The sequence below is a fragment of the Pseudomonas entomophila genome, assembly GCF_023277925.1.
Lineage (GTDB): Bacteria > Pseudomonadota > Gammaproteobacteria > Pseudomonadales > Pseudomonadaceae > Aquipseudomonas > Aquipseudomonas entomophila_D.
Genome location: NZ_CP063832.1, coordinates 2,127,375 through 2,141,298, shown reverse-complemented (window position 1 = coordinate 2,141,298; position 13,924 = coordinate 2,127,375). Strand labels below are relative to the sequence as shown.

Below are 13,924 nucleotides of genomic sequence, written 5' to 3'. Positions count from 1 at the left end.
TCATCCAACAAGGAAAACAGCGAGATGACCGTAAGTAACTTGCCGACGACGCACAGCCAGTTGCTGAGTGTGATTGAACCGGTGCTGCAGCAGATGGCACCGAGCGTGCTGAAGCGGGCGTTGCTGGCCGAGTTCGGCAACCAGGAAGCGGCGCTGGTGGAGATCGAGCAGGCGTTCCGCACCCTGACCGCCCGCCGCCATGGCGCAGCGCAGCTGCGTCGGTTCTTCGCCAGCTGGTCGAAGACCAACAACTCGGCCGCCAGTGTTTCGGGCCTGGCCAACCGCCTGACCCTGCTGGCTCGCTCGGAACAGGGCAGCGCGGCGGCGCAGCAGATCTACCAGGTCTGCGGCAGCCTGCAGCGCATCACCGACGAAGACCTGGGCGCCCTGGGCAACACCCTGCACAGCGACCTGTTCTACAACATGGCCACGCCCATCTGCGGCGACGACCAGTGGCTGCTCAAGGAGAACTGCCTGCCATCGGCGCAGGCTTTCAAGGATTGGACCGATGCCCGTCGCCTGCGCGACCGCGACCTGATGCAGGGCTTGCTGACCACCCTGGTGCACGAGGTGTACACCCACGGTGAGGTGGAGTTCATCCACCCGCTGTTCAAACAGTGGTTCGAGCGTGACATGGGAGTGCCGGCGGAAAGCGTGCGCAAGACCGTCGCCTGGGTCACCGTGCACACCGGCGGCACCGAGAGCAACCACTTCGCCCATGCGGTCGAGGCTGTGGAAGGCTTCGTCAAGGCCATGGGTATCGAGGTCGACCAGGCCGCCGCCCAGGCGATCTTCGCCCAGTACCTGCAACGCAAGGCCGAGGTCATGCGCGATTGCGCGGCGAGCCTGGGCTGACCCCGCTGTTGCCGCCTGTCATGCCCCCCCGGGCATGGCAGGGGCCTGTCCGACACTCGAGCGTGCAAGGAACAGCGCATGCAACTCATCGTTTTCTGCCCACCCCACGTCATCTTCCAGCACAGCGCAGCGAACTGGGCCAGCGCCATTGGCCCAGGTGGCATGCTGGTGAGCAGCAACACCCAGGCCGAGGAAATTGCTGCGCACCTGGGTGGCAAGGTCGAGTACCGGTTGTTCGAGCATTACCAGGACAACCCGTTGGTCGAGGTTGACGTCTGCGCGTTGGTGTGGGAGCTCGAAGCCCCGTTGTGCGTGGCCCTGGACGAGGCCGATGTGCTGCGCGTGGCGCGGATCAATGACCGCCTCGGTGTCAGCATGGGCGCCGAGGGGCGTGCCATGTTCTACCGCGACACGTTCTTCATGAAGCAGCGCGCCAGGAACTGCGGGCTGGCCATCGCCGACATGGCGCCGCTGGCCAATGCCACCGAAGCGCTGCGGTTTTGCGAGCAGTTCGGTTTTCCGGTGGTGATCAAGCCACGCCACGGTCGAGGCTGGAGCGGCGTCGAGGTGATCGAGGACATGGCCGGGCTGCGCCAGTGGTTGGCGCAGCGAACCGCCAGCACCTTTCACAACCTGATGATCGAGAGCCATGTACGTGGTGATCACTATCTGGTCGATGGCCTGTACATCGAGGGGCGGCCGATCCTGCTGTCACCCGCCCGGGTGATCGCCACCTCGCTGGACTGTCGCGCCGGCAAGCCGCGCAGCCTGTACATGCTCGATGCCGGCAACCCGGTGCGCGATGAGTTGCTGCGCTATGCGCGGGCGCTGGTCGAGGAGGTGCTGCCCTCTGAACCAACCCTGCTGTTCCAGCTGGAGGTGCGGGTGACCGAGGACGGTGAAATCGCCCTGTGCCAGATCGCGATGCACCAGGGCGATGCGTTCACCCACCTTGAACTGGAACGGGCCTGGGGCCTGGACCTGCGCATGACGTACCTGCGTGCGCTGCGTGATGTGGCTTATCGCCCGCCACCTGTGCCCGAGCCACGCTTGCGGGTCGGGCATCTGAGTATCGCGCCGCGTGTGGGCCTGCTGCCAGATGTGCCGGGCGAGTGTCCGCTGGAGGGGGTGCTGGCCTGCCGTGTTTCGGCTCGGCGAATGATCTGCGAAAGGGAGGGCGAAGTGTTCAGTGCCACTGTCAGCGGGCCGGACGACAGCACCCTGCGGGCCAGGCTGGAGCAGGTCGAGCACTGGTTTGACCAGCACTGCGATTGGTCTGGCGTGGAGCGATGAGCTCGGTGAGGTCCCTGTTCGCCTGTAGGAGCGGCTTCAGCCGCGAAGCAGGCAACGCGGTGCCTGGCCGCCCGCTTCGCAGGTGATCGCGGCTGAAGCCGTAGTGAATGGGCCTTACCTCGACAAGGGGATGCAGCGATCGTGATTGCACTGTTGCAATGCCTGATACCCCTCCCCATCGCAGCACTCGGCACCTGGGCTGGCTACCTGAGCGGCATCCGCCTGCAGGACATCACCTTGTGCGATGTTGCTGCGTCACGTGTGCGCTGGCCTTGTGGTCCCCCCCTGACGCTCTGTTGTACCGTGCTGGTGGCCCTGGCGGCGGCGCTGCTGCTGAAGCTCGATCCGGCGTTCGTGATGCTCAATCATGTGCTGCGGATGACGCTCATCCACCTGGCACCGGCTGTCCTGCCCAGGCGGTTGTTGCGCGAGCAGCCGAGCCGCTGAGTATCAGCCGCGCATCGACGGATGCGCTGCGCCAGTCTGGCTGACGCGCTCTGCCTGGTAGGCCCGCAGGATGGCCAGCCGACGCTGTTCGTATTCGGTTTGGGAAAGGCCCTGGCGTTGCAGCGCTTCCAGTTGCAATTGCCGGGTTTGCTCGGCGGTGTAGGGGCGCAGTTCCGGGTGGTTGGCACAACCGCCGAGCATGGCCAGGCCAAGCACGAACAGGGCGGTGCAGAGAGGGCGGGAGAGAGTGTTCATCGGGTGGTTCCATGTTCCGGGATTCGCAGTGCCGAATCGATGGAACAAGGGTATGGGGCGCGCCCGGCGAAGAGAAATTGCCAGGCTCGATAGTGACTATCGAGCCTGGCTATCCTGGGTAGCGAGGGGGAAGAACCTGCAGTCCACGCTCGCTTCGAGGGTACGCGGCTTGGTAGGCGCGGCCGAGCGCGTCGCTGAGGTGCTGGCTTGCCGGCGAAGGGGGCACCGCGCTGCCTGGCAAGGGCTTTGCCCTTGTTCGCCGGCAAGCCGGTTCCTACACGATGGGCTGCGTCAGGAGACGGCGGAGAATACCGAGCCGGTCATCCGCTCGCTCAGCAGCTCCAGCGCCCGCAACCCGGCCAGCGAGTTGCCCGAGGTATTCAGTGCCGGCGACCACACGCAGATGCTGTAGCGCCCTGGCACCACCGCGACGATGCCCCCGCCCACACCGCTCTTGCCCGGCAGGCCCACACGGTAGGCGAAGTTGCCGGCTTCGTCGTACAACCCGCTGGTGGCCATGATCGCGTTCACCTGCTGCGCCTGGCGTCGGCTCAAGACTTGCTCGCCGCTGTGCGGGCAGAGGCCGCCGTTGGCCAGGAAGGCGAAGCCACGGGCCACGTCGACGCAGCTCATCGACAATGCGCAATGGTGGAAGTAGCTGCGCAGTACCGCGTCGACATCGTTGTGGAAGTTGCCGAAGGCCTGCATCAGGTAGGCCATGGCGGCATTGCGCGCACGGTGCTGGTACTCGGACTCGGCCACCACCGCGTCGCTGACGATGCGGGGGTTGGCGGACAAGCGGCGGACGAAGTCGCGCATCGACAGGGTCGGGGTGGCGTAGCGCGACTGGTTGATGTCGCAGATCACCAGGGCGCCGGCGTTGATGAACGGATTGCGTGGCCGGCCCTTTTCCACCTCCAGCTGCACCAGCGAGTTGAAGGCCTGCCCGGATGGCTCGTAGCCCAGCCGTGACCAGATGTCCTCGCCACTGTGGTTGATCGCCTGCACCAGGCTGAACACCTTGGAGATGCTCTGGATCGAGAACGGCGTGTGCGCGTCTCCCGCATAGTGCAACTGGCCGTCCAGGCTCTGCACGGCGATACCCAGCTGGTTGGGGGGGACCTGGGCGAGGGCGGGGATGTATTGCGCCACCTGGCCTTGGGCGAGCAGGGGGCGGACGTGGTCGAGGATCTCTTGCAGTAATGCGTGCATGGGGGCCTGGCGTGGGTGGAATGCGGATCGCTTGCCAGTCGGACGAACGCCGCCGCGACGGCGACACAGGGTAGCTCAAAGGTGGGGGGTGAAAGGATGAAGGATCGTGGTTTCGATCCATTGGCCTTGGACCAGATACGACCTTTGGAGGAGCGGCTTCAGCCGCGATCACTCGCGAAGCGGGTGCCAGAAATAGCGTTGCCTGCATCGCGGCTGAAGCCGCTCCTACCCTTCAACTGCTGACGGCGACCATCTTGCCTTTGGTGTTGGCGAACGTGCCGGCCGGTGCCAGCGACAAGGCCGCGCGGTCATGCCCGAGCAGCGCGCACAGCGCATCGATGATGGCCTGGTGGTCCTGACGCTCCGGCAGGCCGGAAACCGCCACGCTGCCGATCACCCCGGCGCCTTTGACTGTGATTGGGAAACCGCCACCTGCACTGGCATAGTCCACCGGCGACAGGTTATAGCGTTGGGCGATGTCCTTCTGGTCGATGGCCAGTTGGTGACCGATCCGGTAGGAACTGCACAGAAAGCGCTGCACCGTATTGCACTTGCGCCGTATCCAGTCATGATTGTGGGGCGTCACCCCAGGCCTGGCGGCGAGGAACAACGGGCGCTCGAAGCGGCGGATGTCGATCACCACCAGCCAGCCTTCAGCCTCGGCTCGCCGTTGCAGGAGCGAACCCAGTTGCCATGCCACGTCTTCGTCGAAGTGCTCGAACTGAAGCACCTCTTCCTGGCGGACCAGCAGCGCCAGATCTTCGGCCAGTGCCATGTGACGCTCCTTCCTTTCGGTGCGGATGAAGCCTCCGTGCGAAGTGCGCCTTTGCCGTCTTACCTGGCGCCGCTCCTGTCAAATGAAAACTTTTTCATGTTGTCAGAAGCGTAGCAGCATTCCGCCATGCCTTCGGGGCTGCCAGTGGGGCCAAGGCTTCAAGTCCGTGTCATACCGGGGCGGCAGCCTTGCGCTAGAGCGGGGCTTGGCGTTATTTCCCAGACAAATGGTATGAATCCCACCCCCGACCTTTCGTCGCCTGCCCTGCGCCCAAACGATTGCGCGTTCGCTGGCACGCGCGTGCGGCGCTTCACTTTGTAAAGCGGTCCAGGTTTTTTTCATCGACGAGCAAGGTCGACACGGCAATGAACGAGCAAGCGGCACCTCCAACCCAAGGCGTCACGGTGGAACTGTTGGCAACGGTCGACCTGGGGCCGGAGATCGAGGGCATGGCCGGGCGCCAGTTACGCATGCGCAAGGTCACCCTCGCACCAGGCGCTGTGTTCGGGCCCTTGCACGACCATGTCGACCGCCCCGGCACCGTGTACATCCTGCGCGGCATCATCACCGACCACCGCGATGGCGTCGCCACCGACTACGGGCCGGGGGTGGGTTGGCCAGAGGACCACGCCACCCTGCACTGGCTCGAAAATCGCGGCACGGAGGAGGCGGTTGAGATCTCGGTGGATATCGTGCGCCTTGGCTGAAATCATCCGTTCATTGGCCTGATGCCCGGCTTGTCGGTCTCTATGGGAGAGGGGCTGCCTTGGGCATTGGCGTTGCTAGGTGTCGCTTGCCTTGAACATGAACAGTGGCGCTATGATTTCGGCTTTGCATCCCGCGACAACGCGCCCATCGATAGGCTCAGCCTGTACCGATCTGATCCAGTTCACGCTTGAGCTGGTCACGGTCGAGGCTGGCGAAGGGCAAGGCGAAGAACGCCCGGCAACGCTTCTCGATGTGTGCCAGGGTTGCGTCGAACGCAGTGCTCAGGGCCTGCTCGTCGCCCACCACCTCGGAAGGGTCTTCCAAGCCCCAATGGGCTTTGAGCGCCGGGCCGAAGTACACCGGGCAGGTTTCGCCGGCCGCTTTGTCGCATACGGTGATGACGATGTCCGGTGGGTCTTGCTCGAACGCTTCATTGCCTTTGCTATGCAATCCATCGGTGGCGATACCGGCTTGCTGCAACGTGCTCAGGCTGCGCGGCAACACCTGCCCCTTGGGAAAGCTGCCGGCGCTCACCGCTTCGAAACCGGGCGGGGCAATGTGGTTGAACAGCGCTTCGGACAGGATGCTGCGGCAACTGTTGGCCGTGCACATGAACAAGACTCGCATGGGAACTCCTCGTCAGAGGCTCAGGCGCAGGGCCAGGGCCGAAAGGGTGAGCAACAGCACCGGCAGGGTCAGCAGCAGGCCGACCTTGAAGTAGTAACCCCAGGTGATGCGCATGCCCTTGCGCTCCAGCACATGCAGCCAGAGCAGGGTGGCAAGGCTGCCGATGGGGGTGATCTTGGGGCCGAGGTCGCAGCCGATGACGTTGGCGTAGATCATCGCCTCGCGCACCACACCCTCGGCGGCGCTGGCCTGGATCGACAGGGCCCCGACCAGCACGCTGGGCATGTTGTTCATCACCGATGACAGCAGCGCCGCGAGCAGGCCGGTACCCAGGGTGGCGCTCCACAGGCCGTGTTCGGCCAGGCGGTCGAGCAGTTGGGTCAGCAGGTCGGTGAGGCCGGCATTCTTCAAGCCGTAGACCACCAGATACATGCCCAGCGAGAAGATCACCACCTGCCACGGTGCTCCGCGCAGCACGCGCCGGGTGGAAATGCGATGGCCGCGGGCGGCGACCGCGAACAGCATTGCCGCGCACACCGCCGCCACCGCGCTCACCGGGATGCCCAGTGGCTCCAGGGCGAACAGCCCGACCAGCAGCACCAGCAGGCTCCAGCCGCCCACCACGAAGGTGGCGCGATCATGGATCGCCGCTTCGGGGGCCTTCAATGCATCGAGCGCGTAGTGCCGGGGTAGGTCGCGGCGGAAGAACAGAAACAGCACCACCAGGGTGGCCGCGACGCTGGCCAGGTTCACCGGCACCATCACCGAGGCGTACTCGGCAAAGCCCAGGCCGAAATAGTCCGCCGAGACGATGTTCACCAGGTTGGAGACCACCAGCGGCAGGCTGGCGGTGTCGGCGATGAAGCCGGCAGCCATGACGAAGGCCAGGGTGGCGGCGGGGGAGAAGCGCAGGGCCAGCAGCATCGACATGACGATGGGGGTGAGGATCAGCGCGGCGCCGTCGTTGGCGAACAGCGCCGACACCGCCGCGCCCAGCAGCACACAGAAGGCGAACAGACGGTAGCCACTGCCATTGGCCCAGCGCGCCACATGCAGGGCCGCCCATTCGAAGAAACCGGCTTCGTCCAGCAGCAGGCTGATGATGATCACCGCGATGAAGGTGGCCGTGGCGTTCCAGACGATGGCCCAGACGGTCGGGATATCTTGCAGGGACACTGCGCCGACGGCCAGGGCGATCAGTGCGCCAAGGGCTGCGCTCCAGCCCACGCCCAGGCCCTTTGGCTGCCAGATCACCAGCACCAGGGTGAAAACGAATACCGCGATTGCGATCAGCATGAAAGACGTTCCAGGTGGGTCAGCAGCAACTGGCGGCACGCACCGGGCGGCCGTCCATGTGCTGCAGGCGGGTGGTATTTTCGTGCAGCCAGGCCTGGTTGGCCTGGAGGGTCAGTTGCAGCAGGTCGTGCACCCAGCCGGGGAGCTGCGGGTCGAGGTGGTAATAGACCCACTGGCCCTGGCGGCGGTCCTTGAGCAGGCCACAATTGCGCAGTTGGGCGAGGTGACGGCTGACCTTGGGTTGGCTGTCGTCGAGGGCGCACATCAGCTCGCACACGCACAGCTCACCGAGTTGGGCGATGAGCAGGGTGGCGCGGACGCGGGTTTCGTCGGCGAGGCACTTGAAGACATCAGGCGGCGTGAGCATGGTGGTGATTCTTGATATGGAAATTCGAATATACGGATTTCCATATTTATTGTGCAAGGGGCTGTCGCGATGTGTTTGGCTAGCTGCCCCATTGCTCAGGCACGCCCCCTGTAGGAGCGGCTTCAGCCGCGATCATCCGCAAAGCGGATGCCATGAACCGTGCTGCCTGCATCGCGGCTAAAGCCGCTTACAAGTGTGGTGGCGCGCATGGGTGGGCGTTGGGCAACCTGGCGAGAAAGGCTTCGACCTGCCGTTCACCGCGCAGGTGCACGATGGGCACCTGCGGGGCCGTTTTCAGACGTACATCCTCGATACCTTGGCGGTAGCCATGGTCGAATTGCCAGACGAACTTGAGAAAGCCCAGGAATGCCTTGTCGAGTTTCTCGCTGCAACCGGAGGGCAGGTCGGGCCGGGGACGGTTCATCAGGCTGCGCAGGATCACCCGGCCCAGGCACGTCAGGCGGGGAGTATCGAGCCAGATGACCAGGTCTGCGCGGGGCAGGCGCAAATCGAATGTGCGGCGGGCATAGTTGCCCTCGCAGACCCAGGCCTGAGGGGCGATGGCTTCGCGCACCCGGTCACGGAATTGCCCGGCGTCGGGTTCGACCCAGCCGGGCTCCCAGAACAGTGTGTCCAGATGCACCACCGGCAGGCCGAGTCGGGCGCCCAGGTCACGGGCCAACGTGGATTTGCCGCTGCCAGAATTGCCCAGAATCACGATCCGTTGCATGGAAGACGTCCTGTCGCGAAATTAAAAGGACGGCGATTCTGCGGGTTTCGCGAAGTCTGTCAACGACCTTCAGCGGCGGTAATAGCGATGGTCGTCCTCGTAGCGATGGCGCATGGCGCGATCGTGATGGCGTTCCCAGTAGCGTTGGCGTTCCATTTCCCGGCGGTACTGCTCCCGGCGCCACTGGTCACGGCGCCACTGCTCCCTGCGCCAGTCGTCGCGGCGGTCATAGCCACGCCCGTCGCGCCAGCCCCGGTCGTCATGGGCCAGCAACGGTTCGTTTTGCGTACCGGCGAAGTTGGCCGTGGCCTGCCACGGGTTGTCATTGATGTGGCCCGGTGCTCGAGCGGCCGCGACTTCGGATATGAAAACAGGGGCTGGGGCCTTCATCTGCGCGGCCGCCGCCGAGCCCGCCGCCGCGAGCGCGAACAAGCCGATGAGCAGCATCCGTGGGGCGTGTAGTTTCATGGGGGAAGACAACCTCTGAATGACAAGGGAACGTGGCCATCTGGGAGCACGGCACCTGCGGTATCGGGCTTACCCACATAGACCTGCAAAGCGGAAAAAGTTCGAGCGGATTGCTACAAAAATAGTGAGCGAACTCAACGCGTTGCGCGCTGTCGCCAGGAATGCCAGGGACGTGGGCGCCCCGTGGTGAGTGCTTCCCCGCCGGGGCGGGGAAGCCAGGGTCGCCGGTTACTTGCCGACGAAAGTGCAGGCATAGATGAAGTTGCCTTTTGCGCCCTTGTTCAGGTCGCCCGGCACTTTCTCATAGCCATAGGGGGCGTTAATGTCGGGGTTGTTCCCGCTGATCACGGTGATCTTGTTGATCGCGGTATCGGTGTTGTAGCTCTCGAGCTTGTAGCAAAGGTAGATGTCCGCGCCACCTGCGCCTTTGTTGAGGTCTTGCGGCAGCTTGATATACCCGGTGGGTACCGGTTCCCGGTCGTAGATGATCTTGATCGCGGTGACGGCAGGTTTGGTGTTGTCGGGATACCACGCTTGTTCGTGGTAGCACAAATAGATGAAGTCGCCCTTGGCCCCGGCATTGAGGTCGTAGGGAATCTTGGTATAGCCAGCCGGAGGTTCGATGGTCGAACTGTCACCGGTGATTACCACCAGCTGATCGATGTAGTTCGCCTTTATCCGGTACTTGTCCGATTGTTCGCGGGCCCAGACCGTGTCGAAATGGCGCTTCATGGCTTCAGCCTGTGAATCGGTCTTGCACAGGCTCCAGATCTCCAGCATCGGGATGGTGGGCACGAAGTCGACGAAATCGGGCGAGGTCCCCACGCTGTCGACCCAGGCCTGGAACCCGGCCTTGCCCTCGAACACACCATGGGCCTTGGTGCCATCGCCGCCACGGACTTCCTGGTGGGTGCTGGAGTACTGGGTGAAACTGCTCATGGATTCGCCGTACTTGGTCCTGGCCTCGGCGCTCAGCTGGCCGGTCAAGCCTTCGTAGCTCGCCTTGGCGATGACCGACACGGAGTAGTCGCGCTTGACCTTCAGTTTGTTGGTCGAGGCGGCGAGTATGGCTCGGCCGCCCATCACGATGCCGGTGAGGAAGTGGCTGCCCACCCGGTCGAAGAACCGGCTGATGGCACTCGGGTTTTTCACGTCCAGCTCATCCAGTTGCTCACGCATGTGCGGCAGCATCAGGTCGCGCAGTGATTTGACCGAAGGCAGGCGCAGCGACCAGAGGTTGATCGATTGCTGGATACGGGTGAACTCGTTCTCGGCATTACGCAGCGAGTTTTCGTCGTAGTCGGTTGAAAGCGAACCACTGAAGAAGTTGTATTTGCCTTCGATGGCCACGCTGACGGCCAGGCTGCGTTGATACTCGGTGACGGTGTTGCCACTGATGTTGGTGTAGCTGGCGCTGTCATTCTGCTGGACGTCGACGATCTCCGGCACGACGAACTCGGGTTTGAATGACACTTTTTTCTTTTTTGCGTTGTTCCAGTCGAAAAGCTGGACGGTGCCGCTTCCCACACCGGCGTAGCCGAGGAATGGGTTGTATCCCAAGCCAATGGCCTCTACGCCCGGAAGCACTGATTCACTGAGGTCGGCGGTGTCGCGCAGCAATTGCAGATGGTGATTGCTGGAAAATTTGACGAGTCCCGTCGGCAGGTCGACGTGTTCCATGATGATGTCCCTATTTTTAGTTGGGTAGTGGCAGTCTGCTCATGCTCTGTGCACAAGCAGGAGCACAGCGTAGACGTTCAAATGGATGGCATGGGACCACTCGTAAGGTTCAGGGATGGAACTTCGTACTATTCAAAAGTTGTTATAACGGTTGAGTGATCGTCGGTTCGGTATGTGCGAATGATGCTCGCTGCCGTACAGGTCGGCGGGTCGGCATCGACAGTTGGTCGGGAATGTCTTCTGGCGAGCGGGAGTACCCCCTCGGTTGCTGGCGAGCCGGCGAGGCGTGCACTAGCGTTCAGGGTTATAGCCTTCGGCCACTACCGCGCTGGGCTGCCGGCCAGGGATGTCAGTCACCCACCGTCGCCGCGAGGGTCAACACCCGTCATGCCAAAGTCACTGCCTGACCCGACGAGTCGCCTGGCGTATCAGGCCGACACCCCGATTTTCCATGCCTTCATGGGGCAAGCGCGGGACTGCCCCGAGGCTACGGCCATCTGTGGCCACGAGGTAACCTGCAGCTACCGGCAGCTCGAACGCGTCAGCCACGGCATCGCTGAATACCTGTTGGCCCAGGGGGGCGGCATAGCCGACCGGGTCGTGATCGTCTCAAGTCGTTGCGCAGGGCTGGTCTATGCGATGTTGGGTGCCTCGCGCGCCGGGCTGACCTTCACCGTGGCCGACGCCGCCTATCCTCGTGGCCGTATCGATCAGATCATTGGCCTGCTCGGGCCCGCTTTCGTGCTGCTGTGTGGTGACGTGGATAGTGCGCTGGTTCCGCCAGGCCCACGGGTGGTCAGGGTTCCGGAAGACCCGAAGGCAGCACTGGCGCGATTCGCGAGCGTCGAGGGGGACGACCTGTCCCCGGTCGACCCGGCACGCTCGGCCTATATCACCTTCACCTCTGGCAGCACCGGTGTACCCAAAGGGATCGTCACCCACCATGCGCCGTTGGTGCACTTTGTCGAATGGCATGTCGAACGCCACGGTTTTACCTGCGATGAGCATTTTTCCATGGTATCGGGGCTGGGCCATGATCCGGTATACCGCGATGTGTTTACCCCTTTGTCGATTGGCGCGCGGATCGTCTGCCCAGTCCAGGCAACCCTGACCGACCCCCAGGCCCTGGCGACCTGGATACACCGCGAAGGGATCACGGTCATGCACCTCACGCCGCCGCTCGGCAGGTTGATCGAGGCCGGCGCCACGCTCACGGGGGTGGTGTTCGAGCGCCTGCGCTATCTGTTCTGGGGCGGTGATGCGCTCAGCCCCGCGCTGCACCAGCGGATACGAGCCGTCGCCCCCCAGGCTGGCTGCGTCAATTTCTACGGGACCACCGAGACCCCGCAGGCCATGGCCTTCCACCCCGTTGATGCGCAGGCCGTCACGGGACGGATACCGTTAGGCAAAGGCATCGATGGCGCACAGTTGCTGGTGCTCAACGAGGCCGGGCAGTTGGCGGGCGAGGGCGAAGTGGGGGAGATCCTGATCCGCAGCCCCTACCTGTCGCTGGGCTACTGGGGGGACGCGGCGCTGACCGGCGAAAAGTTCGTGGTCAACCCGTTTACCGGTGATGCCAAGGATATTTGCTATTGCACCGGCGATCTGGGCACCTACCTGCCCGATGGTAGTGTCGATTATCTCGGACGTGCCGACAGCCAGGTGAAGATCCGCGGTCACCGCGTCGAGCTGGCCGAGATCGAGAACACCATCGCGCGGCACCCGCGGATTTGCCAGTGCGTGGTGTTGGCCTTGAATGAACATGGCGCGACAAAGCTGGTGGCTTGTTGCGTGGCGCGCCAGGCAGTGTCGAGCGCTGAGTTGCGCGATGCGCTGGGCGGCCAATTGCCGGACTACATGGTGCCGGCGCAGTGGTTGTTCTTGGAGTCGGTGCCGCTCACGCCCAATGGTAAGGTCGACCGGCGCGCGCTGACCAGGCTCGTCGACACTGCGGGAGCAGCGCCCACCCAACCGTTGACACCCCTGGCACAGCAATTGAGCGAAGCCTGGGCACGCATACTTCAGGTACCGAGCATCGACAGCAATCTCACCTTCGTCGAGCTGGGCGGTGATTCGCTGACCTTCGTCCAGGCCTCGATGACCCTGCAGAAGCTGATCGGCCAGTTGCCGGAGCGCTGGGAACTGATCCCGGTGCGGGAGCTGGCGACGCAGGCGGTTGCGCCCGGGGTTGCGCGCCGGGCAACGCGGGCCATGGAAGTACCGGTCCTGTTGCGCATGCTGGCGATCCTCCTGATCGTCGCCGGGCATTTCGGGCTGTTCGGCGGCTGGATGGTGACCGGCGACACGGCGACACTGTTCCTGATTTCCGGCCTTGGCCTGGCGCGGTTTCAGCTCCAGGCCATCGAGGAACGGGGCGATGCTCGCGCCTTGCTCCGGTCGGTCGCCGCCATCGCGGTACCAACCGTGCTGTACACCGTGCTGATCCAATGCGTGTTCGACCGCCTGCACTGGCAGTCGCTGCTGCTGGTGTCCAACTGGTTTGCCCCTGAACAGGTCGGTCTTTTCAACTATTGGTACATCGAAGTGCTGGTGCAGATGATCCTGCTCATCGGCCTGGTGCTGTCGATCGGGCGGGTGCGCAGGGCGCTCCTGGCCGACCCGTTCCGTAGCCTGGCGCTGGCGGCCTGTGCGTTGCTGGTGGCCGATGTGTTGATCACGCTGTTCGTCTACGACGCCAGCCCGTTGTACAACCGGGTGCCGCAGCATTACCTGGCCATCACCGTGCTGGGCATGGCGGTGCACTACGCCGATTCGACGGCGCGCAAGTGGGTGGCCAGTGCCCTGGCGGTGCTGGTGATCGGTGAGCTCGATCTGTTCACCCTGTCCGGCTACGGGTGGGCGGCCGCGATGGTCAGGATGCCCATCGATATCGCCCTGCCGGCGGTGCTCGCGCTGATCTGGGTACGCGCCGTGCCGGTGCCGGCGCTGTTGGCGCGGGTCGGGACGCTGATCGCCTCGTCGACCCTGTTCATTTACCTGACCCACTATCAATTCAAGTCCGTCGCGCAACGTATTTTCGACCAGCCGGTGTTTGCCTTGGTGCTCTGCCTGGTGGGGGGCGTGGTGGTGGGGTATTGCTGGAACAGCCTGGTACGTTGGGTGATGACACGCTTGGGCAAGGGGCGCGCAAAGCGGCGTGTGGAGGCGGCCGAGCCCGTTGCCTGAAGCGCGTGCTGTTGGTTCCCACGGG

At 63.8% G+C, this 13,924-nt stretch carries 14 protein-coding genes; 5 read left to right on the top strand and 9 right to left on the bottom strand.

Translation table 11 applies throughout. The annotated features are described in order from the left end of the window. Window positions 1-24 precede the first annotated feature (24 nt). From IM733_RS09235 to IM733_RS09225, 3 genes are all read left to right on the top strand, one after another. Window positions 25-855, top strand: a complete 831-nt coding sequence (locus IM733_RS09235) for a hypothetical protein (RefSeq protein ID WP_248920582.1) — start codon at window positions 25-27, stop codon at window positions 853-855. Window positions 856-933: 78 nt separating this feature from the next. Further along, complete coding sequence (locus IM733_RS09230) at window positions 934-2,148, top strand: ATP-grasp domain-containing protein (protein WP_248920581.1); 1,215 nt, start codon at window positions 934-936, stop codon at window positions 2,146-2,148. 141 nt (window positions 2,149-2,289) lie between these two features. Then, window positions 2,290-2,595: a hypothetical protein gene (locus IM733_RS09225; RefSeq protein ID WP_248920580.1), complete on the top strand. Its 306-nt coding sequence runs from the start codon at window positions 2,290-2,292 to the stop codon at window positions 2,593-2,595. Window positions 2,596-2,598: 3 nt separating this feature from the next. Here the strand turns inward: IM733_RS09225 and IM733_RS09220 are convergent, their stop codons facing one another. The 3 genes from IM733_RS09220 to IM733_RS09210 all read right to left on the bottom strand — a co-directional run bounded on the left by IM733_RS09220 (window position 2,599) and on the right by IM733_RS09210 (window position 4,837). Continuing rightward, complete coding sequence (locus IM733_RS09220) at window positions 2,599-2,850, bottom strand: hypothetical protein (RefSeq protein ID WP_248920579.1); 252 nt, start codon at window positions 2,848-2,850, stop codon at window positions 2,599-2,601. Window positions 2,851-3,141: 291 nt separating this feature from the next. Then, window positions 3,142-4,062, bottom strand: coding sequence for a glutaminase B (glsB, locus tag IM733_RS09215; RefSeq protein ID WP_248920578.1), 921 nt, complete (start codon window positions 4,060-4,062; stop codon window positions 3,142-3,144). 232 nt (window positions 4,063-4,294) lie between these two features. Then, entirely contained in the window at window positions 4,295-4,837 is a 543-nt protein-coding gene (locus IM733_RS09210) for a heme-degrading domain-containing protein (RefSeq protein WP_248920577.1), read from the bottom strand. A 365-nt stretch (window positions 4,838-5,202) separates the two neighbouring features. Here IM733_RS09210 and IM733_RS09205 point away from each other — a divergent pair, with 365 nt between their 5' ends. Continuing rightward, on the top strand, window positions 5,203-5,544 hold the full coding sequence (locus IM733_RS09205; protein ID WP_248920576.1) for a cupin domain-containing protein: 342 nt from the start codon (window positions 5,203-5,205) through the stop codon (window positions 5,542-5,544). Window positions 5,545-5,701: 157 nt separating this feature from the next. Here IM733_RS09205 and IM733_RS09200 read toward each other — a convergent pair whose 3' ends face one another. From IM733_RS09200 to IM733_RS09175, 6 genes are all read right to left on the bottom strand, one after another. Next, window positions 5,702-6,172 (bottom strand): arsenate reductase ArsC, encoded by a 471-nt coding sequence (locus IM733_RS09200; protein WP_248920575.1) that lies wholly within the window; start codon window positions 6,170-6,172, stop codon window positions 5,702-5,704. A gap of 12 nt (window positions 6,173-6,184) precedes the next feature. Beyond that, window positions 6,185-7,468, bottom strand: a complete 1,284-nt coding sequence (locus IM733_RS09195) for an arsenic transporter (RefSeq protein WP_248920574.1) — start codon at window positions 7,466-7,468, stop codon at window positions 6,185-6,187. A 19-nt stretch (window positions 7,469-7,487) separates the two neighbouring features. Further along, window positions 7,488-7,835 (bottom strand): metalloregulator ArsR/SmtB family transcription factor, encoded by a 348-nt coding sequence (locus IM733_RS09190; RefSeq protein ID WP_248920573.1) that lies wholly within the window; start codon window positions 7,833-7,835, stop codon window positions 7,488-7,490. A 187-nt stretch (window positions 7,836-8,022) separates the two neighbouring features. After that, on the bottom strand, window positions 8,023-8,565 hold the full coding sequence (locus IM733_RS09185; protein ID WP_248920572.1) for an AAA family ATPase: 543 nt from the start codon (window positions 8,563-8,565) through the stop codon (window positions 8,023-8,025). Between the two features lie 69 nt (window positions 8,566-8,634). Next, a complete protein-coding gene (locus tag IM733_RS09180; RefSeq protein WP_248920571.1) occupies window positions 8,635-9,033 on the bottom strand; it encodes a hypothetical protein in 399 nt (132 codons plus the stop codon). A 228-nt stretch (window positions 9,034-9,261) separates the two neighbouring features. After that, on the bottom strand, window positions 9,262-10,713 hold the full coding sequence (locus IM733_RS09175) for an MAC/perforin domain-containing protein (RefSeq protein ID WP_248920570.1): 1,452 nt from the start codon (window positions 10,711-10,713) through the stop codon (window positions 9,262-9,264). A 387-nt stretch (window positions 10,714-11,100) separates the two neighbouring features. Here IM733_RS09175 and IM733_RS09170 point away from each other — a divergent pair, with 387 nt between their 5' ends. Beyond that, window positions 11,101-13,899 (top strand): amino acid adenylation domain-containing protein, encoded by a 2,799-nt coding sequence (locus tag IM733_RS09170; RefSeq protein WP_248920569.1) that lies wholly within the window; start codon window positions 11,101-11,103, stop codon window positions 13,897-13,899. Window positions 13,900-13,924 lie beyond the last annotated feature (25 nt).

Coding starts and splice junctions, on each gene's coding strand:
- IM733_RS09235 (WP_248920582.1), top strand. CDS start 25: ATGACCGTAAGTAACTTGCCGACGACGCACAGCCAGTTGCTGAGTGTG.
- IM733_RS09230 (WP_248920581.1), top strand. CDS start 934: ATGCAACTCATCGTTTTCTGCCCACCCCACGTCATCTTCCAGCACAGC.
- IM733_RS09220 (WP_248920579.1), bottom strand. CDS start 2,850: ATGAACACTCTCTCCCGCCCTCTCTGCACCGCCCTGTTCGTGCTTGGC.
- glsB (WP_248920578.1), bottom strand. CDS start 4,062: ATGCACGCATTACTGCAAGAGATCCTCGACCACGTCCGCCCCCTGCTC.
- IM733_RS09210 (WP_248920577.1), bottom strand. CDS start 4,837: ATGGCACTGGCCGAAGATCTGGCGCTGCTGGTCCGCCAGGAAGAGGTG.
- IM733_RS09205 (WP_248920576.1), top strand. CDS start 5,203: ATGAACGAGCAAGCGGCACCTCCAACCCAAGGCGTCACGGTGGAACTG.
- IM733_RS09200 (WP_248920575.1), bottom strand. CDS start 6,172: ATGCGAGTCTTGTTCATGTGCACGGCCAACAGTTGCCGCAGCATCCTG.
- IM733_RS09195 (WP_248920574.1), bottom strand. CDS start 7,468: ATGCTGATCGCAATCGCGGTATTCGTTTTCACCCTGGTGCTGGTGATC.
- IM733_RS09190 (WP_248920573.1), bottom strand. CDS start 7,835: ATGCTCACGCCGCCTGATGTCTTCAAGTGCCTCGCCGACGAAACCCGC.
- IM733_RS09185 (WP_248920572.1), bottom strand. CDS start 8,565: ATGCAACGGATCGTGATTCTGGGCAATTCTGGCAGCGGCAAATCCACG.
- IM733_RS09180 (WP_248920571.1), bottom strand. CDS start 9,033: ATGAAACTACACGCCCCACGGATGCTGCTCATCGGCTTGTTCGCGCTC.
- IM733_RS09175 (WP_248920570.1), bottom strand. CDS start 10,713: ATGGAACACGTCGACCTGCCGACGGGACTCGTCAAATTTTCCAGCAAT.
- IM733_RS09170 (WP_248920569.1), top strand. CDS start 11,101: ATGCCAAAGTCACTGCCTGACCCGACGAGTCGCCTGGCGTATCAGGCC.